At 30.9% G+C, this 25,063-nt stretch carries 27 protein-coding genes; 12 read left to right on the top strand and 15 right to left on the bottom strand.

What is annotated here, in order from left to right; genetic code table 11:
• Nucleotides 1–6: 6 nt before the first annotated feature.
• Both glmS and ACTT9C_RS03750 read right to left on the bottom strand, forming a co-directional pair.
• A complete protein-coding gene (glmS, locus tag ACTT9C_RS03755) occupies nt 7–1,827 on the bottom strand; it encodes a glutamine--fructose-6-phosphate transaminase (isomerizing) (protein ID WP_440923176.1) in 1,821 nt (606 codons plus the stop codon).
• A 2-nt stretch (nt 1,828–1,829) separates the two neighbouring features.
• Nucleotides 1,830–2,453, bottom strand: a complete 624-nt coding sequence (locus tag ACTT9C_RS03750; RefSeq protein WP_440923175.1) for a DapH/DapD/GlmU-related protein — start codon at nt 2,451–2,453, stop codon at nt 1,830–1,832.
• 71 nt (nt 2,454–2,524) lie between these two features.
• On the opposite strand from ACTT9C_RS03750, the gene ACTT9C_RS03745 reads away from it, so the two are divergent.
• Genes ACTT9C_RS03745 through ACTT9C_RS03730 form a run of 4 tightly spaced genes read left to right on the top strand, consistent with a single transcriptional unit; the run spans nt 2,525 to nt 6,782 of the window.
• Nucleotides 2,525–3,208, top strand: a complete 684-nt coding sequence (locus tag ACTT9C_RS03745) for an HAD-IA family hydrolase (protein WP_440923174.1) — start codon at nt 2,525–2,527, stop codon at nt 3,206–3,208.
• Nucleotides 3,209–3,259: 51 nt separating this feature from the next.
• Nucleotides 3,260–4,762 (top strand): MmgE/PrpD family protein, encoded by a 1,503-nt coding sequence (locus ACTT9C_RS03740; RefSeq protein ID WP_440923173.1) that lies wholly within the window; start codon nt 3,260–3,262, stop codon nt 4,760–4,762.
• Nucleotides 4,762–5,658, top strand: a complete 897-nt coding sequence (gene prpB, locus ACTT9C_RS03735) for a methylisocitrate lyase (protein WP_440923172.1) — start codon at nt 4,762–4,764, stop codon at nt 5,656–5,658. Before ACTT9C_RS03740 ends, prpB begins: the two co-directional genes overlap by 1 nt.
• Nucleotides 5,658–6,782 carry a bifunctional 2-methylcitrate synthase/citrate synthase gene (locus tag ACTT9C_RS03730; protein ID WP_440923171.1) on the top strand — a complete coding sequence of 375 codons (1,125 nt, stop codon included), beginning with the start codon at nt 5,658–5,660 and terminating at the stop codon, nt 6,780–6,782. Before prpB ends, ACTT9C_RS03730 begins: the two co-directional genes overlap by 1 nt.
• Here the strand turns inward: ACTT9C_RS03730 and ACTT9C_RS03725 are convergent, their stop codons facing one another.
• The 4 genes from ACTT9C_RS03725 to ACTT9C_RS03710 form a co-directional block, all read right to left on the bottom strand.
• Nucleotides 6,783–6,965: a hypothetical protein gene (locus ACTT9C_RS03725; protein WP_440923170.1), complete on the bottom strand. Its 183-nt coding sequence runs from the start codon at nt 6,963–6,965 to the stop codon at nt 6,783–6,785.
• A 15-nt stretch (nt 6,966–6,980) separates the two neighbouring features.
• On the bottom strand, nt 6,981–7,370 hold the full coding sequence (locus ACTT9C_RS03720) for a DUF4149 domain-containing protein (protein ID WP_440923169.1): 390 nt from the start codon (nt 7,368–7,370) through the stop codon (nt 6,981–6,983).
• Nucleotides 7,371–7,442: 72 nt separating this feature from the next.
• Complete coding sequence (locus ACTT9C_RS03715; RefSeq protein ID WP_440923168.1) at nt 7,443–8,459, bottom strand: ribonucleotide-diphosphate reductase subunit beta; 1,017 nt, start codon at nt 8,457–8,459, stop codon at nt 7,443–7,445.
• The gene (locus ACTT9C_RS03710) at nt 8,450–10,390 is read right to left on the bottom strand and encodes a ribonucleoside-diphosphate reductase subunit alpha (RefSeq protein ID WP_440923167.1); all 1,941 of its coding nucleotides are present in this window, start codon (nt 10,388–10,390) and stop codon (nt 8,450–8,452) included. The genes ACTT9C_RS03715 and ACTT9C_RS03710 overlap by 10 nt, the downstream gene beginning before the upstream one ends.
• 158 nt (nt 10,391–10,548) lie before the next feature.
• Between ACTT9C_RS03710 and ACTT9C_RS03705 the strand changes: the two genes are divergently transcribed.
• A complete protein-coding gene (locus ACTT9C_RS03705; protein ID WP_440923166.1) occupies nt 10,549–12,003 on the top strand; it encodes a phosphomannomutase/phosphoglucomutase in 1,455 nt (484 codons plus the stop codon).
• 103 nt (nt 12,004–12,106) lie between these two features.
• A complete protein-coding gene (locus ACTT9C_RS03700) occupies nt 12,107–12,307 on the top strand; it encodes a DUF2061 domain-containing protein (protein WP_440923165.1) in 201 nt (66 codons plus the stop codon).
• A 2-nt stretch (nt 12,308–12,309) separates the two neighbouring features.
• On the opposite strand, the gene ACTT9C_RS03695 is transcribed toward ACTT9C_RS03700, so the two are convergent.
• Genes ACTT9C_RS03695 through dctP form a run of 5 tightly spaced genes read right to left on the bottom strand, consistent with a single transcriptional unit; the run spans nt 12,310 to nt 17,028 of the window.
• Complete coding sequence (locus ACTT9C_RS03695; RefSeq protein ID WP_440923164.1) at nt 12,310–13,146, bottom strand: sulfite exporter TauE/SafE family protein; 837 nt, start codon at nt 13,144–13,146, stop codon at nt 12,310–12,312.
• Complete coding sequence (dusA, locus tag ACTT9C_RS03690) at nt 13,146–14,150, bottom strand: tRNA dihydrouridine(20/20a) synthase DusA (RefSeq protein WP_440923163.1); 1,005 nt, start codon at nt 14,148–14,150, stop codon at nt 13,146–13,148. The genes ACTT9C_RS03695 and dusA overlap by 1 nt, the downstream gene beginning before the upstream one ends.
• The gene (locus ACTT9C_RS03685) at nt 14,140–15,471 is read right to left on the bottom strand and encodes a TRAP transporter large permease (RefSeq protein ID WP_085148364.1); all 1,332 of its coding nucleotides are present in this window, start codon (nt 15,469–15,471) and stop codon (nt 14,140–14,142) included. The genes dusA and ACTT9C_RS03685 overlap by 11 nt, the downstream gene beginning before the upstream one ends.
• Nucleotides 15,472–15,966: a TRAP transporter small permease subunit gene (locus ACTT9C_RS03680; protein ID WP_440923162.1), complete on the bottom strand. Its 495-nt coding sequence runs from the start codon at nt 15,964–15,966 to the stop codon at nt 15,472–15,474.
• 51 nt (nt 15,967–16,017) lie between these two features.
• Entirely contained in the window at nt 16,018–17,028 is a 1,011-nt protein-coding gene (gene dctP, locus ACTT9C_RS03675) for a TRAP transporter substrate-binding protein DctP (protein WP_085148370.1), read from the bottom strand.
• A 95-nt stretch (nt 17,029–17,123) separates the two neighbouring features.
• On the opposite strand from dctP, the gene ACTT9C_RS03670 reads away from it, so the two are divergent.
• Complete coding sequence (locus ACTT9C_RS03670; RefSeq protein ID WP_440923161.1) at nt 17,124–18,266, top strand: CaiB/BaiF CoA transferase family protein; 1,143 nt, start codon at nt 17,124–17,126, stop codon at nt 18,264–18,266.
• Here the strand turns inward: ACTT9C_RS03670 and rpoZ are convergent.
• Nucleotides 18,263–18,796 carry a DNA-directed RNA polymerase subunit omega gene (gene rpoZ / locus ACTT9C_RS03665; RefSeq protein WP_440923160.1) on the bottom strand — a complete coding sequence of 178 codons (534 nt, stop codon included), beginning with the start codon at nt 18,794–18,796 and terminating at the stop codon, nt 18,263–18,265. The two genes, ACTT9C_RS03670 and rpoZ, sit on opposite strands and share 4 nt — an antisense overlap.
• Before the next feature lie 42 nt (nt 18,797–18,838).
• A complete protein-coding gene (locus tag ACTT9C_RS03660) occupies nt 18,839–20,044 on the bottom strand; it encodes an MFS transporter (RefSeq protein WP_440923159.1) in 1,206 nt (401 codons plus the stop codon).
• Between the two features lie 11 nt (nt 20,045–20,055).
• Here ACTT9C_RS03660 and ACTT9C_RS03655 point away from each other — a divergent pair, with 11 nt between their 5' ends.
• Both ACTT9C_RS03655 and ACTT9C_RS03650 read left to right on the top strand, forming a co-directional pair.
• Nucleotides 20,056–20,925: an NAD(P)-dependent oxidoreductase gene (locus tag ACTT9C_RS03655; RefSeq protein ID WP_440923158.1), complete on the top strand. Its 870-nt coding sequence runs from the start codon at nt 20,056–20,058 to the stop codon at nt 20,923–20,925.
• A gap of 3 nt (nt 20,926–20,928) precedes the next feature.
• Nucleotides 20,929–21,528 (top strand): flavin-binding protein, encoded by a 600-nt coding sequence (locus ACTT9C_RS03650; protein ID WP_440923157.1) that lies wholly within the window; start codon nt 20,929–20,931, stop codon nt 21,526–21,528.
• Here ACTT9C_RS03650 and ACTT9C_RS03645 read toward each other — a convergent pair.
• The gene (locus tag ACTT9C_RS03645; protein ID WP_440923156.1) at nt 21,525–22,037 is read right to left on the bottom strand and encodes a gamma carbonic anhydrase family protein; all 513 of its coding nucleotides are present in this window, start codon (nt 22,035–22,037) and stop codon (nt 21,525–21,527) included. The genes ACTT9C_RS03650 and ACTT9C_RS03645 overlap by 4 nt on opposite strands.
• Nucleotides 22,038–22,057: 20 nt before the next feature.
• Between ACTT9C_RS03645 and ACTT9C_RS03640 the strand changes: the two genes are divergently transcribed.
• Together ACTT9C_RS03640 and ACTT9C_RS03635 are read left to right on the top strand one after the other, a co-directional pair.
• Nucleotides 22,058–22,612, top strand: coding sequence for a thioredoxin family protein (locus tag ACTT9C_RS03640; protein ID WP_440923155.1), 555 nt, complete (start codon nt 22,058–22,060; stop codon nt 22,610–22,612).
• The gene (locus ACTT9C_RS03635) at nt 22,612–23,694 is read left to right on the top strand and encodes a glycosyltransferase family 4 protein (protein WP_440923154.1); all 1,083 of its coding nucleotides are present in this window, start codon (nt 22,612–22,614) and stop codon (nt 23,692–23,694) included. Before ACTT9C_RS03640 ends, ACTT9C_RS03635 begins: the two co-directional genes overlap by 1 nt.
• On the opposite strand, the gene ACTT9C_RS03630 is transcribed toward ACTT9C_RS03635, so the two are convergent.
• The gene (locus ACTT9C_RS03630; protein WP_440923153.1) at nt 23,691–24,632 is read right to left on the bottom strand and encodes a glycosyltransferase family 9 protein; all 942 of its coding nucleotides are present in this window, start codon (nt 24,630–24,632) and stop codon (nt 23,691–23,693) included. The two genes, ACTT9C_RS03635 and ACTT9C_RS03630, sit on opposite strands and share 4 nt — an antisense overlap.
• Before the next feature lie 32 nt (nt 24,633–24,664).
• Here ACTT9C_RS03630 and ACTT9C_RS03625 point away from each other — a divergent pair, with 32 nt between their 5' ends.
• The gene (locus tag ACTT9C_RS03625; protein ID WP_440923152.1) at nt 24,665–25,054 is read left to right on the top strand and encodes a DUF6165 family protein; all 390 of its coding nucleotides are present in this window, start codon (nt 24,665–24,667) and stop codon (nt 25,052–25,054) included.
• Nucleotides 25,055–25,063 lie beyond the last annotated feature (9 nt).

The following is a 25,063-nucleotide window of genomic DNA, read 5'->3' as shown; positions in this document are numbered from 1 at the left end:
TTTCTATTATTCAACGGTTACTGATTTAGCTAAATTTCTAGGCTTATCTATATCAAATCCTTTTTTGAGAGCTGAATAATAAGCTAATTTTTGTAAAGGTATTGTTAAAAGAAAGGGTAAAAGGTCATCATTAGCACTTTCAACTTCTATTTTTTCCCAAATATTTTCTGAAACTACCTCATCACTACTTTTATTTGTTACTAATAAAACTTTTGCCCCTCTTGCAATAACTTCCTGCATATTAGAAATAGTTTTTTTATAATAATTGTCTCTTGGTGCTAACACAACAACAGGCATCCCTTCCTCAATAAGTGCTAGTGGCCCATGTTTCATTTCACCAGCTGGATAGCCTTCAGCATGAATATAAGATAGTTCTTTTAATTTTAATGCACCCTCTAATGCAATTGGAAAAGAAAAGCCTCTTCCTAAAAACATTGAACCTTTAACCTCATTAAAGGTATTAGATATTGTCTGTATCTTATTATCGGTCAATAAAGTCTTTTCTGCTAATTTAGGAAGAGATTTAAGATCTTTAAGTTTTTCATTGAATAACTCTTTTTTTAAATCTTTTCTTAATAATCCTAGTTTTAAAGCTAAAATGTATAATATAAGGATTTGACCCAAAAAAGCTTTGGTAGAGGCTACCCCTATCTCGGTCCCACAATGAATTGGTAAAACAAATTTAGAGTCTCTAGCAATAGAACTCTCAATAACATTTACAACAGCACATGTTTTCATATCATTTTGATTACACAAATCTAATGCTGCATAAGTATCTGCTGTTTCACCAGATTGAGATACAAATATATATAAAGTCTCTTTCTTAAATCTATTTTTTCTATACCTAAACTCTGACGCAATATCTACATTAACATCTAATGAAGTTAATTCTTCGAACCAGTATTTTGCAAGTAGACAAGAATGATAGGCTGTTCCACAACCAATTAAAGTTACTGAAGAAATTTCATTCATTTTCCAAGGAAAATTATAAATATTAATATCATTATTTAATGTATCTACATATTCATTAATTCCATTTTTTAATGTTGTCGGTTGTTCCTCTATTTCTTTAGCCATGAAATGTTTGTAATCACCTTTGTCATATTTTTCATCTTCTAAAGATAATTCTAAAACTTTTTTATTTATCTTGTCCCCTTCCTCATTAAAAAATTCAACCTGATCTTTTTTTATAATACAAAATTCACCGTCATTAAGATAAGTAATCTTATTTGTCATCGCCTTCAAAGCGTATGAATCTGAACCTAAATAATTTTCATTTGGACCATACCCCACAGCTAATGGAGATCCTCTTCTTGCACCAACAATCAAATCAGGTTGATCTTTAAATATTATACCTAGCGCAAAACTACCATGAAGAGATTTGAGAGTTTTTTTAATTGAATTAACAATGTTTTCAGTTTTTAAATTTTCCGTAATCAAATGTACAATCACTTCAGTATCAGTTTGTGACTTAAATTTATGACCCTTGCTTACCAAAAATTTTTTTAATAACGTAGAATTTTCAATTATTCCATTATGAACTACAGAAACATTTTGTGAAGAGTGAGGATGAGCATTAACACTATTTGGCAATCCATGTGTAGCCCAACGAACATGTCCTATACCAATGGTTCCTTCCATTTTTTGAACTAATAGATTATTTTCAAGATTATCAACTCTTCCTTCAGATTTAACTTCGTTAATTTCATTGTTTGAAAGCGTTGCTATACCTGCTGAATCATATCCTCTGTATTCTAATTTTTTTAACGAGCTGATAATTGTTGATGAAACAGGTCTATTACTATTTATTCCGATAATGCCGCACATAATTATTTAGATTTTCTTTTATAATTTTTTACCTCTAGTTGTTGGCTTCTAGTGAGCGCTAGAGATTTTTTACTTACATTCCTAGTAATTACTGATCCTGCCCCAACTATACTATTTTCTGCAAGTGTAATTGGGGCTACTAAAGAGGAGTTAGAGCCAATAAAAACATTATCTTTTATTCTAGTTTTATATTTTTTTATTCCATCGTAGTTGCACGTAATTGTTCCCGCTCCAACGTTAACTGATTTACCAATTGAAGTATCACCAATATAAGTTAAATGATTCACCTTAGATTTTTTTCCAAGAGTACTTTTTTTAATTTCAACAAAGTTTCCAATTTTAGACCCTTCCTTTAAAGTGGTGCCAGGTCTTATTCGTGCATAGGGACCTATTTCAACTTTATTTTCGATTTTACAATTCTCTAAATGACTGAAAGATTTAATAATAACATTGTTACCAATCTTCACTTTTGATCCAATAACTACATATGGTTCTATAGTCACATTTTTTCCAATTTTTGTATCTTTAGAAAAATAGATTGTTTCTGGAGCAATCATATTTACTTTAGATTTTAAGAACTTTACTCTCAGTGAATTTTGAAGTTTATTTATATTGAATTGTTTCATCTAGAAAATTACTTACATTAAGTATATATCTTTCTTAATTCACAAAATATTTCTTAAAAATACTTTTAATTATGAAACAAATTTTTACAATTCTTTTTGATTTAGATGGCACTTTAGTGGATACAGCTCCCGACTTAATGAGAGCCCACAATCATGTTATGAGTAAATTTGGATATCCAACCAAGTCTACTGAGGAAATAAGAAACTTGGTAGGTCAAGGCGCTGGTGCAATGCTTGGTCGATCTATATGGGGTCAGGCAAAAAAAGAATTTGGAAAAGTCCAAGATGAAAAAATTAAAAAAGAAATGGTCAAGGAATTTGTAGAGTATTACGGAAATAATATTGTAAATGAAAGTAAATTAATTGATGGAGTTAAAGATTTTTTAATATGGTCTAAAGAAAAAAAGATTTCAATGGGTGTTTGCACAAACAAACAAGAACATCTAGCAATTGATCTTTTAAAAAAAATTGGAATTTATGATTTTTTTGAATATGTAGCGGGTCACAATACATTTGATTATTGTAAACCCGATCCGAGACACTTGACGTCTGTAGTTGAAATTTTAGATGGGGATCTTAAAAAAACTTTAATGATTGGCGATAGTGAAACAGATGCTAATGCCGCAAAAGCTGCTGGAATTCCAGTTATTTTACTTGAGGATGGTTATACGGAAAAAAATACAACTGAAATTTACCATAATCACTTAATAAAAGACTTCATTGGTATTGAAAAAATCGTAACAAAATATCTTTAATATTGATTATTTTTTTTTAACTATTAGAACAGTTTTCAATTAGGAGTTATTTTGATCATACATAACGTAAAAGTTTTCCCATCTAAAGTTCATTTACCCAAAAAAAAACAGCTGGCTTGGAAAATCGCAGAGATTGCAAGTGATAATGCAAAGTTGGATAAAGAAGCGATAGAGATGGTGATTAATAGAATTATTGATAATGCTTCAGTCGCAATAGCTTCTTTAAATAGACGTCCAGTTATTTCATCCCGAGAGATGGCCCTAAAGCATTTAAGAAAAAATGGTGCAACATTATTTGGAGTTGATAATAAATTAAAATTTGATTGTGAATGGGCAGCATGGAGCAACGGAACAGCTGTAAGAGAACTTGATTTTCATGATACATTTTTAGCAGCTGATTACAGTCATCCTGGTGATAATATTCCTCCCCTTATAAGTGTTGCACAACAAAATAAAAAAAGTGGATTAGATCTTTTAAGAGGGATAATTACTGCCTATGAAGTGCAAGTTAATTTAGTTAAAGGAATTTGTTTACATAAACATAAAGTAGACCACATCGCTCACTTAGGACCAAGTGTTGCTGCTGGAATAGGATCAATGTTAAGACTAAATACAGAAACAATATATCAAGCTGTTCAACAAGCTCTACATACAACTATTTCAACAAGACAGTCTAGAAAAGGTGAAATCTCTAGTTGGAAAGCTTATGCCCCAGCACATGCCGGTAAACTTGCAATCGAGGCTGTAGATAGAGTTATGCGTGGTGAAGGTGCTCCAAGTCCAATTTATGAAGGTGAAGATAGTGTTATTGCACGAATTTTAGATGGAAAAAAAGCTTTATATAGAGTTCCACTTCCAAAAAAAAACGAGACTAAGAAAGCTATTCTTGAAACTTACACAAAAGAATATTCTGCCGAATATCAATCTCAAGCATTAATTGATCTTGCAAAAAAACTTAAAAATAAAATATCAAATCTAAATCAAATAAGAAAAATTGATATTTATACCAGTCATCATACTCATTATGTGATTGGTACAGGTGCAAACGATCCTCAAAAAATGGATCCAAATGCAAGTAGAGAAACGTTAGATCATTCAATAATGTATATATTTGCTGTAGCTTTAGAAGATGGTAGTTGGCATCATGTAAAATCTTATTCGAAAGCCAGAGCAAAAAGAAAAAGCACAATTAAGATATGGAGATCAATCAAGACCCATGAGGATAAAAAATGGACCAAAAGATATCATGACCCAAACCCCAGAAAAAAAGCTTTTGGTGCAAAAGTCATAATTACCCTTAAAAATGGAAAAAAAATTACCGAAGAACAAGGAGTTGCAGATGCTCATCCTTATGGCTCAAGACCATTCAAGAGAAAAAATTATATAAACAAATTTTTAACACTTACCGAGAATATTTTAGATAAAAAAGAAATAGAAAGATTTTTAAAAACTGTGCAAAACTTAAGAAAACTAAAGTCAGGTCAATTAGATAGATTGAATATTGTTGTTAAAAAGAGCAAAATTAAACGAAATTTAAAAAAAGGAATTTTTTAATGCATTTTGTTGAAAAAGAACCAATACAAAAAAGAAAAGATTTTACAGATAAATTAAAATCCAAAAAAATATTAAGAGTTCCTGGTGCTTATAATCCTTTAACAGCAAAATTAATTGAGGAGATTGGTTATGATGCTGTTTATGTTTCAGGAGGTGTTATGGCAAATGATCTTGGATTTCCTGATATTGGATTAACCACACTGCAAGATGTTAGTACACGGTCATACTTAATTTCTAGAGTTACAAATCTTCCTACAATTGTAGATATAGATACAGGATTTAAATCATGTAAAGAAACTATAGAAACTTTTGAGGAGTTTGGAATTACTGGAGTTCATTTAGAAGATCAAATTGAAAGAAAAAGATGTGGGCACCTAGATAATAAAGAATTGATATCCACAGATGCGATGGTGAAAAAAATTAAAGAATGTGTTTCTGCAAAAAAAGATGAAAATTTTAAGATTATTGCAAGATCCGATGCGAAAAGTGTAGAGGGAATTGATAAAATGATCGAGAGATGTAAGGCTTATATAGATGCTGGAGCAGAAATTATTTTTCCTGAGGCACTTCATGATGAAAAAGATTTTGAAAAAGTTAGAAAAGAATTATCGAGTTATTTGTTAGCCAATATGACTGAATTTGGAAAAACTAAATTATTAAATTATAAACAATTAGAAGAACTGGGTTACAACATCGTTATTTATCCTGTTACAACTCAAAGGTTAGCAATGAAAAACGTTGAGGATGGTTTGAGAGACATTTATGCAAATGGACATCAAAATAACATTATTGATAGGATGCAAACTAGAAAACGATTATATGATCTTGTGGATTATGAGAAATATAATAGTTTGGACGAAAAAATTTATAACTTTAACACCGATGGTCACGAATAATGAGTGATGATATTAAAAAAGGCTTATTAGGAATTGTTGTAGACGAAACAGAGGTCTCAAAAGTAATGCCTGAAATTAACTCTTTAACTTATAGAGGTTATGCTGCTCAAGATCTTTGTGAATATTGTAGATTTGAGGAAGTAGCTTATCTTATTTTAAATAAAGATTTACCTAATACTATTCAGCTTAGAAAATTTGAAAAGGAAGAGAAAAATAATAGAGAATTATCTAAAGATTTATACTCAGTTATAAAAAAAATGCCTAAAAAATCTCATCCTATGGATGTGGCCAGAACTGCTGTAAGTATTATGGGTTTGGAAGATAAAGAAACAACTGACTCCTCTCCTGAAGCAAATATGAGAAAAGCGATTAGAATCCTTGCAAAAACTCCTACTGCATTAGCCGCCTTCTACAGAATTAGAAAAGGTAAAAAAATTATCAAACCCAAAAAGAATTTAAATATAGCAGAAAACTTTTTTTATATGTGTTTTGGAAAAGTACCTCAAAAAGAAATAGTAAAAGCTTTTGATGTGTCTTTAATATTATATGCAGAGCATAGCTTTAACGTTTCAACTTTTACTGCAAGAACTATTACCAGCAGCTTGTCTGATATTCACGGGGCAATCACTGGAGCAATAGCAAGTTTAAAAGGTCCATTACATGGCGGAGCTAATGAGGAGGTAATGCATATGATGAACAAAATTAAGGATCCTAAAAAAGCTCTTAAATGGATAAATGATGCCTTAGATAACAAAGAGGTTGTTATGGGTTTTGGTCATAGAGTTTACAAAAGTGGAGACTCAAGAGTTCCTACAATGAGAAAATATTTCGCTAAAGTAGCAAAAATTAAAAAAGATAAAAAATTTGAAAAAATTTACGACATTGTTGAAAAAGTAATGATTGAGAGAAAAAACATCCATCCAAACGTGGATTATCCTACTGGACCGACTTATCACTTGATGGGTTTTGATACAGATTTCTTTACACCAATATTCGTTATTTCAAGAATAACTGGATGGTCAGCACATATAATGGAGCAACATGCTGCCAACAAATTGATCAGACCTCTTGCAAGTTACAAAGGTAACAAGCACAGAAAAGTTTTGCAGCTAAATCAAAGATAATTATTCTATAGAATTTTCTTCTTTCATTAAAATAGGTCTACCGTCATGAGCAGTGTTTAATGGAATAATCTTACCTCTGTATTTTGCACATAATGTTGGAGCACTTCGAGTTTTATTTCCCAGATTTACCTCTAAATCTACAATTACGATTTTCGCGTCCTCTAACTCTTTTAATACTCTCATCTCTTACTCCTTTCGTTATATTAGTAAAAATATTAAAAAAAAAATTTGAATAAAGTTTATTAATACCGACATAGAATGTGAATATTTAAATTTTCTTTCTTGATTATTATCTTTATATTTATTTATTAACGGCATTAGTATGTAATTTGAAATGGCAAACAAAATTGATATGGTTAAGATTAAATAAAAATCTATTGAAAAAATTTTTTGAGAGGTAAAATATATTAATACTAATAGGCTAATTACTAAATTTACATTATAATAATAGGGAAATATTTTTCTTATAAATTTTCTCGCGTTTTCTTCATTCAAGGCAGTAAAAGTAACCGGTGCTACTACAAAAGAAAAAAATAACATCGTACCTAGAATTATACTAATTAGGTAAAGACTTATCAATTCGATCATATGATGTTAACCTTAATCAATGTCATAACATTGAAATTAATTGAAGTGTTTCAGATTAAAAAATTTTTGTCTTTAACTAAATGCCTCAACCCAAGTTCCTTGTGTAGATGCTTTAGAATACTCAGTTGCACGACCCTCAAAGAAGTTCATGTGCTCAACTGCATTTAACATTGTATCTAACCATCCAAGAGGATTTTTTTGTACATCATAAATTGGTTCCAAACCTAGTTGAACTAGTCTTCTATTTCCAATAAATCTAATATAGTCTTTTACCTCTTTTGCAGTTAATCCTTCCATTGGACCCATTTCAAAAGCTAAATCTATAAAAGCATCCTCATGTTCAATAATGGTTCTGCAAGCTTCATATAATTCTTTTTTCAATTTTGGTGTCCAGATTTCTGGATTCTCTTTAATGAATTCTTTAAAAATTCTAATCATAGAGTTGCAGTGAAGAGTTTCATCTCGCACAGACCAAGTAACTATTTGACCCATTCCTTTCATCTTATTATGTCTTGGGAAATTCAAAAGGATCGCAAAACTTGCAAATAGTTGTAAACCTTCAGTAAAAGCACTAAAGACCGCAACAGTTTTAGCAATGTCTTCTTTTGAATTAACATTAAATCCTTGCATGTAATCATATTTATCTTTCATTTCTTTATACTTCATGAATGCAGAATATTCTGACTCTGGCATTCCAATTGTATCCAATAAATGGGAATAAGCAGCAACATGCACTGTTTCCATTGATGCAAAAGCAGTCATCATCATTAAAACTTCAGTTGGTTTAAAAACAGTCGTGTAATGTCTTAGGTAACAGTTATTTACTTCAACATCAGCTTGAGTAAAAAATCTAAAGATTTGAGTTAAGAGATTTTTTTCAGGTTGTGATAAATTTTTCTGCCAATCTCTAACATCATCACCAAGTGGTACCTCCTCAGGTAACCAATGAATCCTTTGTTGCGTTAACCATGCATCATAACACCATGGATATCTAAAAGGTTTATAAACTGGGTTTTCAACTAAAAGACCCATCTTTTTTGGTTGAATAATTTCTTTTTTTTCTACTTTAACTTTCTTTGCTACTGACATGATAAACACTCCTCGTATTCTGGTTCCTCGTTAGTTTGTTGATTTTTAGATTTATATACATTGGCTGTAATATCAGTTGATTGAGCATTATTGATATTTTCAGCTCTTTGAATTGATTTTGATCTACAGTAATAAAGGCTTTTCAAACCTTTTTTCCATGCATCAAAATGAATTCTATGTAATTCTTTTTTGTGAACGTCTGCTGGTAAAAACAAATTGACTGATTGTGCTTGAGAAATAAATGGTGTCCTATCGCCACTCAACTCAATAATCCATTTTTGATTTAATTCAAAAGCAGTTTTAAAAACATCTTTTTCTAAATCAGTTAAAAAATCTAGATGCGAAACTGAACCTTGATTAGTAGTTATTGTTGACCATGTTTCATCATCATTCTTACCGTGACCTTCCAAAATCTCCTCAAGATATCTATTTCTTACATTGAAAGATCCTGACAAAGTTTTGTGGGTATAACTGTTAGCTGCAATAGGTTCTACTCCTGGTGATGCACCTCCGCAGATTATTGAAATAGATGCAGTTGGTGCAATTGCAGTTTTGTTTGAAAACCTTTCTTTAAAACCATATTCTGCAGCATCTGGACATGCACCTCTTTCTTCGGCCAAATCTTTTGAGGCTTGATTTACCTTTTCATGAATATTTTTAAAAATCTTTTTATTCCATGACTTTGCCATAACAGACTCAAGTGGAATTCTTTTTTTCTGCAAGAAAGAATGGAAACCCATCACTCCTAACCCAACACTTCTCTCTCTTTCAGCAGAGTATTTAGCATCTTTAAATTGCTCAGGGGCTTTGTTAATAAAATCAGATAAAACATTATCTAAAAATCTCATTACATCTCCAATCATATCTGGATCATCTTTCCACTCATCATACTTTTCTAAATTTAATGAAGACAAACAACAAACAGCTGTTCTATCTCTTCCATCTTTATCGATACCAGTAGGTAAAGTTATTTCACTGCAAAGGTTTGAAGTTTTAACTGTAAGGTTTGCAAGCTTATGATGTTGCGGTATTTGTCTATTAACAGTATCGATGTAAATAATGTAAGGTTCACCTGTTTCAATTCTCGCTGTTAATAATCTGATCCATAAATTTCTTGCGGATATAGTTTGTTGAATAGTTCCGTCAGCAGGACTCTTTAGCGCCCATTGCTCATCATTTTCTACAGCTCGCATAAATGCATCTGAAACTAAAACACCGTGGTGTAAATTTAATGCTTTTCTGTTCGGATCACCACCAGTTGGTCTTCTCATTTCCATAAACTCTTCTATTTCAGGATGGTCAATTGGAAGATAACATGCTGCAGATCCTCTTCTTAATGAACCTTGGCTGATTGCCATAGTTAATGAGTCCATCACTTTTATAAACGGAATAATCCCAGAAGTTTTTCCAACTTTACCAATCTTCTCACCTATTGATCTCAAATTTCCCCAATAACTTCCAATACCTCCACCTTTTGCTGCTAACCAAACATTTTCACTCCAAAGATCTAAAATACCACCTAAGCTATCTGATGCTTCATTTAAAAAACATGAAATTGGTAATCCTCTTTTAGTTCCACCATTAGACAAAACAGGTGTAGCCGGCATGAACCAGAGATTACTTATATAATTATAAATTCTTTGCGCATGCAAATTATCGTCAGCATATGTACTAGCTACTCTCGCAAATAAATCTTGAAAAGACTCGTTGTGACCAAGATATCTGTCTTTTAAAGTTGCCTTACCAAAATCGGTTAGGTTTATATCTTTTGATCGGTCAATTTTAATTATTATGCCCTTATCATTTTGAAATAATTCAGTTTCGTTATTTAAAGAGAATAAATCTGGTCTATTGCTTTTTTGGACTTCTTTAACCTCGGGGCTATATTCAGAGACAGCTTTCTTTAATGCCTGCGATAGTATTTTATTCATTTTTTGTTAATATATCTTGTTAATATAGCGAAAACAACTATATGTTGTGTGCGCTTGGTGTTAATATACTAAATATTATGTAAATCAACAGAACATTTATAGAACAGTGAAAAAAAAATTCAACTATAAAAATGAAAAAAATGTAAGTAATTAACAGCATGTCTCAATCAATAAAAATAGACCCCTTCGGATTTAGAGAATATGACGCAAGATGGATTTACGAAAAAGACATTAATGAGCCAGGAATCACGAATCTTGGAAAAGGTTTAGGTACCCAAATTAAAGAACATACTAAAAAAGAAAACCCAAGAGTGATAGTTGGACATGATTACAGATCATACAGTGAAAAAATAAAATCAGCCTTAAAAAAAGGTTTGCTATCAACTGGATGCTTTATTGAAGATGTTGGTTTATCTCTATCACCAATGGTTTATTTCGCACAATTTAATTTAGATGCTGACGCAGTTGCTATGGTAACAGCTAGTCACAATGAAAACGGCTGGACGGGAGTAAAAATGGGAATCAAAAAAGGATTAACGCATGCACCTGAGGAAATGAAAGAATTAAAAGAAATTACCTTAAATCAAAATTTTACTAAAGGTAACGGTAATGAAAAACAAATTAAAGATTTTGATAAAGTTTATAAAGAAGATTTAATAAATAAGAATAAGTTAAAAAAGAAAATAAAAGCTGTTGTTGCTTGTGGTAATGGTACAGCAGGGATTTTTGCTCCAGATATATTAAGAGGAATTGGGTGTGAAGTAGTAGAATTAGACTGTAATTTAGATTGGAATTTCCCAAAATATAATCCAAATCCTGAAGATTTAGAAATGCTCCATGCAATTGTTAAATCAGTAAAAGAAAACAATGCCGATATTGGTTTTGGTTTTGATGGAGATGGTGATCGTGTAGGTGTAATTGATAACGAGGGAAACGAAATTTTTTCTGATAAAATAGGCTTGTTGATTGCTAGAAATTTATCAAATTCACATAAAAATTCAAAGTTTGTTGTTGATGTAAAATCTACTGGTCTTTACTCAACTGACAAAATTTTAAATAAAAATCAATGTGAAACTTTATATTGGAAAACAGGCCATTCTCACATCAAAAGAAAAGTTCATAGTGAAAAGGCTTTAGCTGGATTTGAAAAAAGTGGACACTTTTTTTTCAATCAACCATTAGGTTACGGTTATGACGACGGAATTAATTCAGCAATTCAAGTTTGTCACTTATTAAATAATCAAGATAAAAAAATGAGTGAAATAATTAAAGAACTTCCAACCACTTACCAGTCACCAACAATGGCACCTTTTTGCAAAGATAAGGAGAAATACAAAGTAGTTGAAGAAATGGTAAGGGAATTTAAAAAAATAAAAGACCAAAAAATAAAAATAGATAATCAAGAAATAAAAGAGATTATAACTGTTAATGGAGTTAGATTTTCTTTTGAGGATGGTTCTTGGGGTTTAATTCGAGCATCCTCTAATAAACCCTCATTAGTTGTAGTAACTGAAAGCCCTACTTCTGATGAAAGAAAATTAAATATTTTTAAATTCATTGATAAAACACTAATGAAAACTGGAAAGATTGGTGAGTACGATCAAAAAATTTAATAATGGAAAGATTCAACTAAAAAGTGTTCATAAAACTGTAAAGAATCATTTATTCTAAATTTGTGAGGTGATGGAGGGAGACTGAAGTCACCTCTTTTTTTTTATGGCAGATAAAAAAATTAGATCAATAGCTAAAACTTTTTCTTGGAGATTTATCATTTTTGTTTATTGGGTAATTTTTGGATACATATACACCGGAACATTCACAGGTGCAGGAATACTCGGTGTTGGATCAATAGTTCCACTTTTTTTTTACTATTTTCATGAGAGAATTTGGAACAAAGTTAAATGGGGAACTGGTTAATATTAATTTATTGATAAGTATTCAAAAAAAGATCTAATCGATACAATAATTAAGAATATCCCAAAGATCTTGCTCAATATATTTTTATCTATTTTATAAACTGCTTTTGCCCCTACTCTAGCCATTATCATTGTCACTGGCACGAAAACAAGAAACCCAAGTAAATTTACATATCCAAGACTGTAGGGTGTATTAATATTATCTACAATTTTACCTCCAGTAATCATTGTAATTGTACCAAATACAGCAATCAGAAAGCCAACTCCTGCTGCAGTTCCTATTGATCTCCTAATATCGTATCCAAAAGTTCTCATAAAAGGAACCATTAATGAACCGCCACCAATTCCCAGTAACACAGATATGAAACCTATAATAATTCCTGAAATATTTTTAGCTGAGTCAGAAATCATTTTTGGATTTTTTAAAAGCTGTTCTCTAAAAAAGATAAAGAATAAACCAACTATAAAAGCCATAATGGAAAAAAATAAAACGAAAGCTGGTGTTTTTAAGTTTACTGCCAAAAATGTTCCCCCAATAACTCCAAATAAAATAAAAATGCCAAAGGATTTTATGAGTTTAAAATCAACCGCATCATACTCCATATGAGTTTTTGTTGATATGATAGAAGTTGGAATTATAATCGCTAATGAAGTACCAACTGAAAGATGCATTCTTGTTGCAATATCAAAATCTAAAACAGTAAAAGCATAATACAGAGCAGGCACTATTATAATGCCACCACCAACTCCTAGTAAACCTGCCATAAAACCAGCAACAGATGCTGCTAAAGATAAAACAAATAAAAGATTTATAATTTCATTGATATCTAAAGTTTCCATTATGAGTTAGCTTGGATTGCTTTCTCATTATTTTGAACAATAGTCATAATATGTTTTGCTTTTTGAAAATCGGAGTCTCTTGCCATCATGTTATCACTTAAATATCTTTTCCATTCTTTTGAACCAACTTGTCCATGATATAAACCTATTGTATGTCTCATGATATGATTAATTTTTGTTCCTAATTTTACTTCTCTATCAGCATACTCTAAAAGTTTTTCTACAACTTGTTCCCTTGTAGGACTACTCTTTGTCTTGAATATTTCTTTTTCAATTTCAATTAAGAAATATGGATTTTGATATATTGATCTTCCTATCATTACACCATCACAATGCTTTAAATGGTTATTTATTTCCTCAACTTTTGTTATCCCTCCATTTATAATTATTTCTAAGTTAGGATTTTCTTTTTTAATGTCATAAACCATTTTATAATTTAGTTTTGGAATGTTTAAATTTTGTTTGGGAGATAAACCTGTCAAAATTGCTTTCCTTGCATGCAATATAAATGTTTTTGAACCAGCATCTCTCATCTTATGAATAAAATTATTTAAATAATCAAATTCTTCTGTATCATCGAAACCAATTCTTGTCTTAGCTGTAACAGGAATTCTACATGCATTTACCATTGAATTAATACATTCAGCAACCAAATCAGGTTCTTTAATTAAACATGCACCAAATTTATTTTTTTGAACTTTTTTGCTAGGACAACCAAGATTAATATTAATTTCATCATAACCCATATCTTCTGCAATTTTAGCTACCTCTGCTAATTCTTCTTTATTAGATCCACCTACTTGTAGAGCTAATGGTTTTTCTTCAGGGTTAAAAGATAAAATTTTTTTTCTATCACCATGAATTGCAGATTTTGTAGCAACCATCTCAGTATAGAGCATTACATTTTTACTCATCAGTCTTAAAAAGAAACGATCATGCCTATCAGTACAATCCATCATTGGGGCGACTGATATTTTTCTGTTTATTTTTTTTTTAGAATCCAAGGTCTTTACCCATTATTTTATCAGGTAACCATGTAACAATCTCAGGAAAAATACATAAAATTACTATAGCTAAAGCCATAATTATCATAAACGGTATAGATCCTTTTAAAATTTCTGACAAACTAACGTCTGGGGTAATTCCTTTTATAATATAAAGATTTAATCCAACTGGTGGTGTAATTAAGCCAATCTCCATATTGATTGTAAATACTATTGCAAACCAATATGGGTCAAAACCTAAAGTAGTAATAACTGGCAATAATATTGCTGAAGTCATTACAATAACTGCAACTGGGGGTAAAAAGAAACCAGCTATTAAAAGAAATATGTTTATTAGAATGAACACAACCCATTTGTTAGAGCTTAATTCGACCATGCTCTGCGCTAATGACTGAGTTACATACAGTTGTGAAAGAGTGAATGCAAAAAGATATGAGGCAGCGATAATGAACATTATCATTACACTTTCTTTCATAGAAACTTTAACAATGTTCCAAATCTTTTTTGGCTGATAAATTTTGTAAACAACAGCTATTAATACAAAAACTAAGAATGCCCCTACTCCAGATGCCTCGGATGGTGTTGCAACTCCTCCATAAAGTACATAGAGAACTCCTGCTATAATTGCTAAGAAAGGAAGAATTCTTGGTAAAACTTCAAGTTTTTCTTTTAGAGTTGGTCTTACTCTATTTCTTAAAGCTTTTGCTGCATCTTTATCAATAAAATAACTGTGTATTAGAGCCCATATAGCAAACATACCTGCCAACATAAAACCTGGTACAAGACCACATAAAAATAATCTCCCAATAGATGTACCTGTTGCAATTCCATAAACTATTAAAACAATACTAGGCGGAATTAAAACTCCTAAGGTTCCACCTGCTGCAATGGTTCCTGTTGCAATTTGATCGGAATAACCTCTTTTTCTCATTTCTGGTATTCCCATTGTCCCAATCGCAGCACAAGTTGCAGGACTAGATCCACTTAAAGCTGCAAAAATTGAACAAGCGCCAATATTTGAAATTACCAATCCACCTGGCACTCTCCAAAGCCATCTATCTAATCCTGTATATAAATCTTTTCCAGCAGGAGAGTTGGCGACAGCCATTCCCATTAAAATAAACATTGGTATAGAAAGTAAAACAAAAGAGTTTAATCCTGCAAAAAATGTTTCAGCGAATACGTCAAGCATTTGAAAACCCTCAAATGTAACCAAAAGAGCTATCGACACAAAACTCAAACCAAAAGCAATTGGAATTCCTGAAAAAAGTACCAATAAAGTAAAAACTGCAACAATTAATGCTATAATCAATGGATCCATTTATTTAAAATCCTCTTCGTCAGTTAATTTTATAATTTCTGCGATATATTGTAATATCATCAATAAAGCCCCTAACATCATTGATGAATATGGTATCCATAGTGGTGGATCCCACACAGTTCCTGTTGAATAATTTTTGGTAAATGCTTCCTCAAACATTAAGAATCCAAAATAAAATAAAATTAGGAAAAATAATAAACTAATAGAAGATGTAAAAATTTTTAGTCTAATGATATTTTTTTTGGATAAAAAATCATATATCCATTCCATGCTCACGTGAGCCTTTTCACTTAGGACGTATACACTTCCTATAAAAGTTGAAGCAACTAACAACATAGTTACAAGTTCTGTTTGCCATGTAATTGCTCTTTGAAAAAAATATCTTTCAAAAACAAGTTCAACGATTACTAAAATTGATAAGAGCAATGCTAATACTGCGAAAGCACCACATGCTTTAGCGATTAGATCACAAAATTGAAGATACTTTTTTTTCATAAAAAAAACCCCTATTTAATAAGAATAAATAGGGGTTCTTTATATATTATTTTATTTAACTGCTAAAGCCATTTCCATTAGCTTATCGCCACCTGGAACTTTATCAGCAAATGCCTTGTGAGAAGATTTCTTCGCAATCTCTACCCATGCAGCATGGTCTTTTGCATCCATGTATACTAATTTAACACCTGCAGCTTTATAAGCATCTTCAAACTTTTTATCTAAGTTTTCTACTTGAGCTGTCATGTATTTTTCAGCAACTTTTCCAGCCTTCATTAAAGCTTTTTGCTGCTTAGAATTTAAGGCATCAAAAGACTTTTTAGACATTAAAATTGGCTCATACATAAACCATAGACCAAATTTTCCTGGGGGAGTTGCACATGAGACTTGTTCATAAATTTTGTAACTTACAAAACTTCCTGAACTTGTGTTAGCACCTGTTAATACACCAGTTTGTAAACCTGTGTAAATTTCAGATGAAGGCATACTTTGTATACCAGCTCCAGCTGCCTCTAACATTTGGTTAAATGCTTTTCCAGCAGCTCTCATAACTTGACCTTTTGCGTCGCTAGGATTTTTAATACATTTTGTTTTTGATGCAAAACCACCACCTAACCAAGCATCAGATAAAACTACAACACCAGCATCGTTAATGATTTTTTTAATTTCAGTCATCATTGGACCTTTATTAAATCTTAATGCGTGATCATGATTTTTTACTGTTCCAGGCATTAAAGTTGCATCAAATTCTGGATGGAATTTAGAAGCATATGCTAATGGAAAAGCAGAAATATCTAATTGACCGGTTGTCATTGGTTTCCACTGTTCTTTTGGTTTATATAATGATTTAGCTGGGTAAATTCTAATATCTACTCCAACGTTTGCTTTTTTAACCTCGTCAGCAATGATTTGAACCATTTCATGACGTGGGTCATAAGATCCATCAGCTCTTGGTGTACCAGGCCATTGGTGACTTGCTTTCAGCGTAACTGCATAAGCAGAACCAATAGTAGTAAAAACAAAAACTAATGAAGTTAAATATAAAGATATCTTTTTTAACATTATTTTTTCCCTCTATTGTTATTTTTAATAATTGAATTAAAGTGAACTTATTAATAAGAGTCAAGTCGACAAAAACTCATGATATATATAATTATATGGATGGACCTTTAAAAAACCTACTGGTAGTTGATTTAACAAGGGTATTAGTGGGTCCTTACTGTACTATGATACTATCAGATCTTGGTGCAAGAGTAATTAAAGTTGAGGCACCAGAAATAGGAGATGACTCAAGAAAATTTGGACCATTCATAAAAGATTACTCAGCTTATTTTATGTCTTTGAATAGAGGTAAAGAGAGTATTGCTCTGAATTTAAAGAACACTGATGATAAAAAAATTTTTGATAAAATTTTATCTAAAGCAGATATTTTAGTTGAAAATTTTAAACCAGGTACTTTAGAAAAATGGGGTTACGGTTGGAATGATGTAAATAAAAAATATCCTAAATTAATTTATGCATCTGCTTCTGGATTTGGTCAAACCGGTCCTCTCAAAGAATTGCCTGCTTACGATATGGTTGTACAAGGCATGGGTGGATTAATGAGTGTAACTGGACAACCTAATTCTGAACCAACTAGAGTTGGAACATCAATTGGTGACATTACTGCTGGTTTGTTTACGGCAATTGGAATTAATGCAGCTCTTTATGATAGACAAAAAACAGGTAAAGGGATGTACATTGATGTTTCGATGCTAGATTGTCAAATAGCAATTTTAGAAAATGCTATAGCTCGTTACTTAGCAAAAAATGAGATTCCAAAACCAATGGGGTCACGCCATCCATCAATTGCACCATTTGAAGCTTTTAAAACAAAAGATAGTTACATTATTATAGCGGCTGGAAACGATAGATTATTCGAAAAACTTTGTGAACTTTTAACAATGCCTGAGATAAGTAAAGATCCAAAATTTTCTGACAATTCATCTAGATCTAAAAATATGGATGAACTTAAAAACATACTTGAAAAGAAATTAGTTTCTAGATCTACAAGTGAATGGGTTAAAGATATGGAAAAAGAAAAGATTCCATGTGGTCCAATATTCAATATTAAAGAAGCAGTCGAAAATCCTCAAGTAGATGCAAGAAACATGATTGTAAAAGCATTCCATAAAGAAATTGGAGATTTTAAACTAGCAGGTAATCCAATTAAAATGTCTTCTTATAAAGACGAAAAAACAAGAGGTGATATCCCTGATTTAGATGAACATAGGGAAAAAATTTTAAAAGAATTTAATTAATTGTTCTCTGCCTCGTTTGAAGTGTCTTGCTCGCTAGCTTGATTTTCTGTTTCAGTTACTTCATCCAACGAGACATCACTTTGCTCATCGCCTGTTTCATCTGTTGGTGCAGTATTAATGTCTGGCTTAGCTGTTTGAGAAAGTTCAGCTAAATCCTCATTTGAAACTTGAATTTTCTCTGGAGTTTTTCTTGCTCTCTTAGACGGTAGAATAGGTGTACCACTTTTTGATATTTCACCTTTATATAAACTTTCAAAATCATCACCTACATCTTCATCATCTTCTACGCCATCATCAACTTGCTCTACGTGCTTTCTTAATTTGTAAACTGCACTATCAGTAAGTTCATTTACTTTAATATTTTCTTCTGCAATTTCTCTTAGAGCAATAACTGTATTCTTATCATTATCTCTATCTAAAGTTGGTTCAACACCTGTATTAAGTTGAGTTGCTCTTTCTTTAGCAACTAACACTAATTCATAAGGACTCTCTACTTTATCGATACAATCTTCTACAGTTACCCTTGCCATGCGGAGTATCTACACAGTGAACTTAAAAAAATCAAGGAGATTTTATAAATACTTTGGATTTAGCTTATTTCTAACAAAAAATAACAAGACAGCAGCTATTGAAATATAGATAAATGATACAAGAGCAACCTGCTCTATCGAAAATCCTGCATCAATTAAAAGGCCAAATAATGCAGTACCAAAAGCCGTTGAAAAAACCATTAATGCTGTGGTCAAGGCTTTTATTGAACCAATGTATCTAACGCCGTAAATTTCTGCCCATGTTGATGAGCCTAATACGTTAGCAAGTCCATTGGATATACCAATTAAACCCAGAAATAAGAAAGCTGAAAATGAAAGATCAAAATACATTAAAACTATTGTTGAAATTAATAATGGAATATTCATGAAAATAAGTAATTTTCTGCTAGTAAATTTATCAATTAAAAAACCTGCGACTAGTAAAGTTATTACTGATAAAACAGAATAGACCATAAAAGATTGGGCAATTACATAAGGACCCCATCCTTTAGACTCTATAATAAAAGATTGATATACAAAAACACCTGTTGCGATCCACGGCATTGCTAACATATTAAGACAAACTATATAAAATCGATAGTCTTTAAGAACTTCAATTCTTTTCCATTGTTTTATTTTCTGACTGAATTCTTGTTGGTTAGTTTCTTCCCTAGATTCAAAGTTCAAGTTTTTAACTAGAGCAAAAGATGTAATTGGAAGAAATATTAATACTAATATTGATATATATATCCATAAATTTTGCCAAGAAGTAATAGTAAGCAAATATACAATTAAAACAGGGAGTATAAATTCAGCGGTAGAAAGACCAAACCAACTTGTACTTAAAGCTTTTCCTCTAGATTTTGTAAAATATCTGGAGATTGTTGTTGTTGCAGTATGTGACATCATTCCTTGGCCTGAAAATCTCATTAGAAAAATTGCAATAAATAAAAAAGTAATTGAGTAAATCTTTGAAAAGAAAAAACATGAAAAAGATAAAAGTATTGTTACAAAAAATGCAAATTTGAAAATATTTATATCATCTATTTTTTTTCCAACCCAAATTAATAAAAAACTACTTAATAAAGTTGCAGATGCATAAATTGTTCCAAATTGTCCCTGACTGATAGATAATGCTTCTCGTATGCTTGAATTAAAAAGACCAAGAAAAAAACTCTGTCCAAAACTAGAAAAAAATGTAAATATAAAACCAAATATAATTACTTTTAAACTTAAACTTTTAAACATATTAAAAAATTATGAGTTGTAACGTTGCTTTCATAGGTCTTGGTGTCATGGGTTATCCAATGGCTGGTTATATATCAAAAGGTGGACACAATGTAACTGTTTTTAACAGAACAAAATCCAAAGCTGAAAAATGGATTAAAGAATATAAAGGTAATATGGCTAGCACTCCAGCTGAAGCTGCTAAGGAAGCTGAATACATTTTTACATGTGTTGGAAATGATAATGATTTAAGAGAAGTTACTTTTGGAGACAATGGTGCATTTAAAACTATTAAGAAAGATGCTGTTTATATTGATAACACAACTGCTTCTGCGACAATTGCAAGAGAGATACATACATATGCAAAAAAAAATGGATTTGGTGCATTAGACGCTCCTGTATCGGGAGGACAAGCTGGTGCAGAAAATGGAGCATTAACAGTTATGATTGGTGGTGATCAAGCAGACTTTGATAAGGCAAAAGATAAGATTGATTGTTACAGTAAAAAAATGAAATTACTTGGTGGTCCAGGAAATGGGCAGCTTGCTAAAATGGTTAATCAAATTTGTATTGCAGGTTTAGTTCAAGGTTTATCTGAAGCTATAAATTTTGGAATGAAAGCTGGATTGAATATGGAAGATGTTATTGAGGTTATATCTAAAGGTGCAGCTCAATCTTGGCAAATGGAGAATAGATATAAAACAATGATAGATGATAAGTTTGATTTTGGTTTTGCAGTAGATTGGATGAGAAAAGATTTAAAGATTGCAATGGAAGAAGCCAAAAATAATGGCTCATTATTACCTGTCACTGAACTTGTTGATAAATATTATGGTGAAGTACAAGGAATGGGTGGCAATCGCTGGGATACTTCAAGCTTAATAAAAAGATTTAGAAAGTAAAGTATGCAGCCAGCATACTACGAAGATTTTGCAGAAATTCAAAATAAGTATTGGTCTATGTTAAATGATGCTGTAACCAATAGAGGCTCACCATTTAGAATTCCTGTTTTTATTTGTGCTCATCAAAATGAAGTTGATGGCAGAATTGTTGTTCTACGTAAATCGGATAGAGAAAATAATATATTACAATTTCACACTGATTTAAGATCTCCAAAGGTGGATATTCTTAAAAAAAATAATAATGCTTCTTTAGTTTTCTACGATAAAGAGGAAAAGATACAGTTGAGAGTTAAAGTAGAATGTGAAATTAATAATCAAAACACTACGACAGAGGAATCTTGGAAAAAAACTCAACATATAAGCAGGCGCTGTTATTTAACTGATAATCCTCCAGGAACTACATCGAATAATCCAACATCAGGAATGATATCTAAATTAGAAGATTTTGATTATACAATGGAACAAAGTGAGGAAGGTTATAAAAACTTTACAGTGATTAAATGTAAAATTAAATCTATTGAATGGCTTTACCTTGCAGCAAAAGGACATCGAAGAGCTAAGTTTGATTTAGATACAAATAAGAATAATTGGTTAGTTCCTTAAAAGACAGATTTAGAATATCTTTTCCAATTGTCTTGATAGTGTTTTGTATTCTCAATAATTGCTTTTTTTTCTTCCTCAGTAATTTCTCTTACAACTTTTCCAGGTGAACCAATAACTAAGGAGTTGTCTGGAATTTCTTTGTTTTCTGTGATTAATGCTTTAGCTCCAATAAGACAGTTTTTTCCAATCTTTGCGTTATTTAAAATTACTGCTCCAATACCGATTAAACTATTATCTCCTATTGTACATCCATGAAGCATAACCATATGCCCGACAGTAACATTCTTACCAACCTTTAAAGGATAACCAGGATCTGTATGTAAAACACTTCCATCTTGAATGTTGGAACCCTCGCCAATATGAATATTTTCTAAGTCGCCTCTTAAGGTTGCATTAAACCAAATACTAGAATTTTTTTCTAAGGTAACATCACCTATGATAGTTGCATTTGGTGCTACCCAATTTTCGCCAGAGTTTTTTGGTTTTTTATCTTTTAAATCGTAAAACATAATTTATATATTATTACATTATGCCAATACAAACTCCAATATGTGATTTTGGTCAAAAAGCTCATGACTTTAAGCTTAAATCAACAGAGGGTAAAATTCTTTCCTTAGCAGATGTGAAAGGTGAAAAAGGAACATTAATTATGTTTATCTGTAATCATTGCCCATATGTAAAAGCGGTTACAAAAGACATTGTTGAAGATTGTAAAAAATTAAAAGATATCGGTATTAACTCTGTAGCTATTTGTGCTAATGATGCAGAAAATTATCCTGAAGACTCATATGAAAATATGATTAAATTTTCAAAAGAAAACCAATTTGGTTTCCCCTATTTAGTTGATGAAACTCAAGAGATAGCAAAAACTTACGATGCGGTATGCACACCTGATTTTTTTGGTTATAATAAAGATTTGGAACTTCAATACAGAGGAAGAGTAAGAGAGCTCAAAAAATTAATTCCTGTAAGAGATGGAGATAGTGATCTTTTAAAAGCCATGATGCAAATTGCTGAAACTAATAAAGGACCTGAAAACCAAATTCCTAGTGCTGGATGTGGTATTAAGTGGAAAACTAATTAATGTATCTAATTGTGACAAGATCATTCCCGCCAGAATTAGGTGGAATGCAAAGTTTGATGTGGGGATTATCCCGTGAAATGTCCAAAAATTTTATGATTAAAGTTTTTGCAGATTACCAAGATAATCATAAAGATTTTGATGAGCAAACTAGTTTTTCAATTGAAAGAGTTGGCGGAATAAAATTTTTAAGAAAAATTAGAAAAGCTCAATTAATTAATGAATTTTTAAAAGAAAATAAAGTTCAAGGTATTATTGCTGATCACTGGAAAAGTTTAGAGTTAATAAAAACTGATAAAAAAAAGTATTGTTTAATCCATGGGAAAGAGATCAACCATCCCGTAGGTAGCTCATTGAATAAAAGAGTTGTAAAAATTCTTAATAATGTTGAAAAAGTAATTGCAAATTCTGAGTACACTAAAAATTTAGCTATTAATAATGGTGTAGAACAAGATAAAGTTGTAGTTATAAATCCTGGGATAGACCCAGTTCAAGAATTAAATAAAAAATCTTTGGAAAAAGTTGAGAGTTTATTAAAAGTAAAAACACCAAGGCTAGTTACAGTTTCTAGATTTGATAAAAGAAAAAATCATGAAAAAGTAATTATGGCATTAAGGAATTTGAAACAATTATATCCTGACATTGTTTATATTTGTATTGGTTATGGTGATGAAGAGGAAAACATAAAAAAATTAGTTGAAGAATTAGATCTAACTTCACAAGTTATGCTCTTTAAAGACATTAGCAGTGATTTAAAAAATGCATTAATAGCTAAATCTAATATTTTTGTTATGCCATCTATAATCCATAAAACTTCTGTGGAAGGTTTTGGGATAGCTTATGTGGAAGCAGCTCAATATGGAATTCCCTCACTTGGAGGAAAAGATGGTGGTGCATCAGATGCCATAGATCATGACAAAACAGGATTAATTTGTGATGGTAACAATCTAGATGATATTTATTCATCATTAAATTCAATGATTGAAAATAAAAAATATATTGAACTTGGAAAAAATGCAAAAGAGCACGTTTCAAAATTTCAATGGGACAAAACTTTAGAGCAATACAAAAAAATTCTTAATTAATTTAAAGAATTGCTTAATCTCTCAAAAACTTTCTCTGCACTTAAATTATTTAAGTCTGTTACTTCAATTGCTTTAAAATTTTCTCTTTCAATACTTACTTTATAAGCAGTTGTATGTTTGCCAAATAAAGTTAGACCTTTGGCTCCCACATGAGCAGCTATATGAGCTGGTCCAGTATCATTTGCTACTACAAAAGAACTCTCTTTAATTAAACGGGTTAGTTGAGAGATATCGAGTGCTTTTCCATTGTTTAATATAGCTAAAGCGTTAACTTCCTTGGCATCATTTATTTCAGTAGGACCAGGAGCAGTCACAACTTTATATTCTTTACCAAATTTATCTAAAATAAGTTTAATAAGATCATTATAATAAGGCCATTTTTTAATATTTAAATGTGGCGAGCAAAAAGGAAATAACAAAATAAATTTGTCTAATTTAAAATAATTTTTAATTTCACTAATTTCTGAACAAGCCCAACTAAAATCTGGGTTTATTGTATTAAATGTTTTTAATCCAGAAGTTTGTAGTTGATGATTAAATCTGTCTAAAACAGAATGTTTATCAAATTCCTTTTTATCTATTACTTCTGGCAAAGTTGTAATTGAGCTAGACCATGTTTCTTTTTGTGCTTTAGGAAAAAGAATATTTTTATAAAAATTTGTTCTTGAAGAATTTTGAAGGTCGTAGACTTTTGAAAAACTATGTTTCTTAAGATCTCTCATTAAGAAGTATAAGTATATCAGATTATATCTTGGTAACCTTTTATCTAGGATTACCTCGTGAATAAATGGATTTTTTTTAAAAACTTCTAAATAAGCTTTTGTAGTTAGTAAATAAATTCGATCATTTTTATGATTTTCAGATATGTCTTGAATTGCACCACTTGCTTGAGCTATATCTCCTAATGATCCGTGTTTAATTATTAAAATATTAGACATATTTATAACAAGATAGCACAGTATTAAATTTTATGAATAAAATTATAGTAGAAGTCTCGATAGGTGAACTTTTAGATAAAATTTCAATTTTAGAAATCAAACAAGAAAAAATTAAAAATCCAGAAAAACTAAAATTTATTAACAATGAACACTCTATTTTAAAAGATCAATTGAATATGAATGTAAAATCTGACAATAAACTTAATGATCTTTATCAATCATTAAAAGAAATAAATTCTAAACTATGGGTCATTGAGGATGATAAAAGACAGTGTGAAAGAGATAAAGATTTTGGCGAAAAATTTATTAAACTTTCAAGAGACGTCCATTTTCTTAATGACGATCGAGCAAAAATAAAATTAGAAATTAATAATCACACTGGTTCAGTCATAAAAGAGATAAAAGAATATACTAGTTACTAAGTAATATTA

The sequence above is a fragment of the Candidatus Pelagibacter sp. genome (assembly GCF_052049575.1).
Classification (GTDB): Bacteria; Pseudomonadota; Alphaproteobacteria; order Pelagibacterales; family Pelagibacteraceae; genus Pelagibacter.
The sequence above is the reverse complement of the archived record's forward strand: the minus strand, read 5'-3'. Positions and strand labels throughout refer to the sequence as shown.

What these genes read in the sequence shown, in the direction of transcription:
- ACTT9C_RS03750 (WP_440923175.1), bottom strand. Translation starts at nt 2,453, where the DNA reads ATGAAACAATTCAATATAAATAAACTTCAAAATTCACTGAGAGTAAAG.
- ACTT9C_RS03695 (WP_440923164.1), bottom strand. Translation starts at nt 13,146, where the DNA reads ATGGAAACTTTAGATATCAATGAAATTATAAATCTTTTATTTGTTTTA.
- ACTT9C_RS03745 (WP_440923174.1), top strand. Translation starts at nt 2,525, where the DNA reads ATGAAACAAATTTTTACAATTCTTTTTGATTTAGATGGCACTTTAGTG.
- ACTT9C_RS03685 (WP_085148364.1), bottom strand. Translation starts at nt 15,471, where the DNA reads ATGGATCCATTGATTATAGCATTAATTGTTGCAGTTTTTACTTTATTG.
- ACTT9C_RS03715 (WP_440923168.1), bottom strand. Translation starts at nt 8,459, where the DNA reads ATGTCAGTAGCAAAGAAAGTTAAAGTAGAAAAAAAAGAAATTATTCAA.
- ACTT9C_RS03680 (WP_440923162.1), bottom strand. Translation starts at nt 15,966, where the DNA reads ATGAAAAAAAAGTATCTTCAATTTTGTGATCTAATCGCTAAAGCATGT.
- ACTT9C_RS03725 (WP_440923170.1), bottom strand. Translation starts at nt 6,965, where the DNA reads ATGAGAGTATTAAAAGAGTTAGAGGACGCGAAAATCGTAATTGTAGAT.
- ACTT9C_RS03710 (WP_440923167.1), bottom strand. Translation starts at nt 10,390, where the DNA reads ATGAATAAAATACTATCGCAGGCATTAAAGAAAGCTGTCTCTGAATAT.
- ACTT9C_RS03625 (WP_440923152.1), top strand. Translation starts at nt 24,665, where the DNA reads ATGAATAAAATTATAGTAGAAGTCTCGATAGGTGAACTTTTAGATAAA.
- ACTT9C_RS03700 (WP_440923165.1), top strand. Translation starts at nt 12,107, where the DNA reads ATGGCAGATAAAAAAATTAGATCAATAGCTAAAACTTTTTCTTGGAGA.
- ACTT9C_RS03650 (WP_440923157.1), top strand. Translation starts at nt 20,929, where the DNA reads ATGCAGCCAGCATACTACGAAGATTTTGCAGAAATTCAAAATAAGTAT.
- ACTT9C_RS03660 (WP_440923159.1), bottom strand. Translation starts at nt 20,044, where the DNA reads ATGTTTAAAAGTTTAAGTTTAAAAGTAATTATATTTGGTTTTATATTT.
- ACTT9C_RS03730 (WP_440923171.1), top strand. Translation starts at nt 5,658, where the DNA reads ATGAGTGATGATATTAAAAAAGGCTTATTAGGAATTGTTGTAGACGAA.
- ACTT9C_RS03635 (WP_440923154.1), top strand. Translation starts at nt 22,612, where the DNA reads ATGTATCTAATTGTGACAAGATCATTCCCGCCAGAATTAGGTGGAATG.
- ACTT9C_RS03640 (WP_440923155.1), top strand. Translation starts at nt 22,058, where the DNA reads ATGCCAATACAAACTCCAATATGTGATTTTGGTCAAAAAGCTCATGAC.
- ACTT9C_RS03705 (WP_440923166.1), top strand. Translation starts at nt 10,549, where the DNA reads ATGTCTCAATCAATAAAAATAGACCCCTTCGGATTTAGAGAATATGAC.
- dctP (WP_085148370.1), bottom strand. Translation starts at nt 17,028, where the DNA reads ATGTTAAAAAAGATATCTTTATATTTAACTTCATTAGTTTTTGTTTTT.
- glmS (WP_440923176.1), bottom strand. Translation starts at nt 1,827, where the DNA reads ATGTGCGGCATTATCGGAATAAATAGTAATAGACCTGTTTCATCAACA.
- prpB (WP_440923172.1), top strand. Translation starts at nt 4,762, where the DNA reads ATGCATTTTGTTGAAAAAGAACCAATACAAAAAAGAAAAGATTTTACA.
- ACTT9C_RS03630 (WP_440923153.1), bottom strand. Translation starts at nt 24,632, where the DNA reads ATGTCTAATATTTTAATAATTAAACACGGATCATTAGGAGATATAGCT.
- ACTT9C_RS03720 (WP_440923169.1), bottom strand. Translation starts at nt 7,370, where the DNA reads ATGATCGAATTGATAAGTCTTTACCTAATTAGTATAATTCTAGGTACG.
- ACTT9C_RS03645 (WP_440923156.1), bottom strand. Translation starts at nt 22,037, where the DNA reads ATGTTTTACGATTTAAAAGATAAAAAACCAAAAAACTCTGGCGAAAAT.
- ACTT9C_RS03655 (WP_440923158.1), top strand. Translation starts at nt 20,056, where the DNA reads ATGAGTTGTAACGTTGCTTTCATAGGTCTTGGTGTCATGGGTTATCCA.
- ACTT9C_RS03670 (WP_440923161.1), top strand. Translation starts at nt 17,124, where the DNA reads ATGGATGGACCTTTAAAAAACCTACTGGTAGTTGATTTAACAAGGGTA.
- rpoZ (WP_440923160.1), bottom strand. Translation starts at nt 18,796, where the DNA reads ATGGCAAGGGTAACTGTAGAAGATTGTATCGATAAAGTAGAGAGTCCT.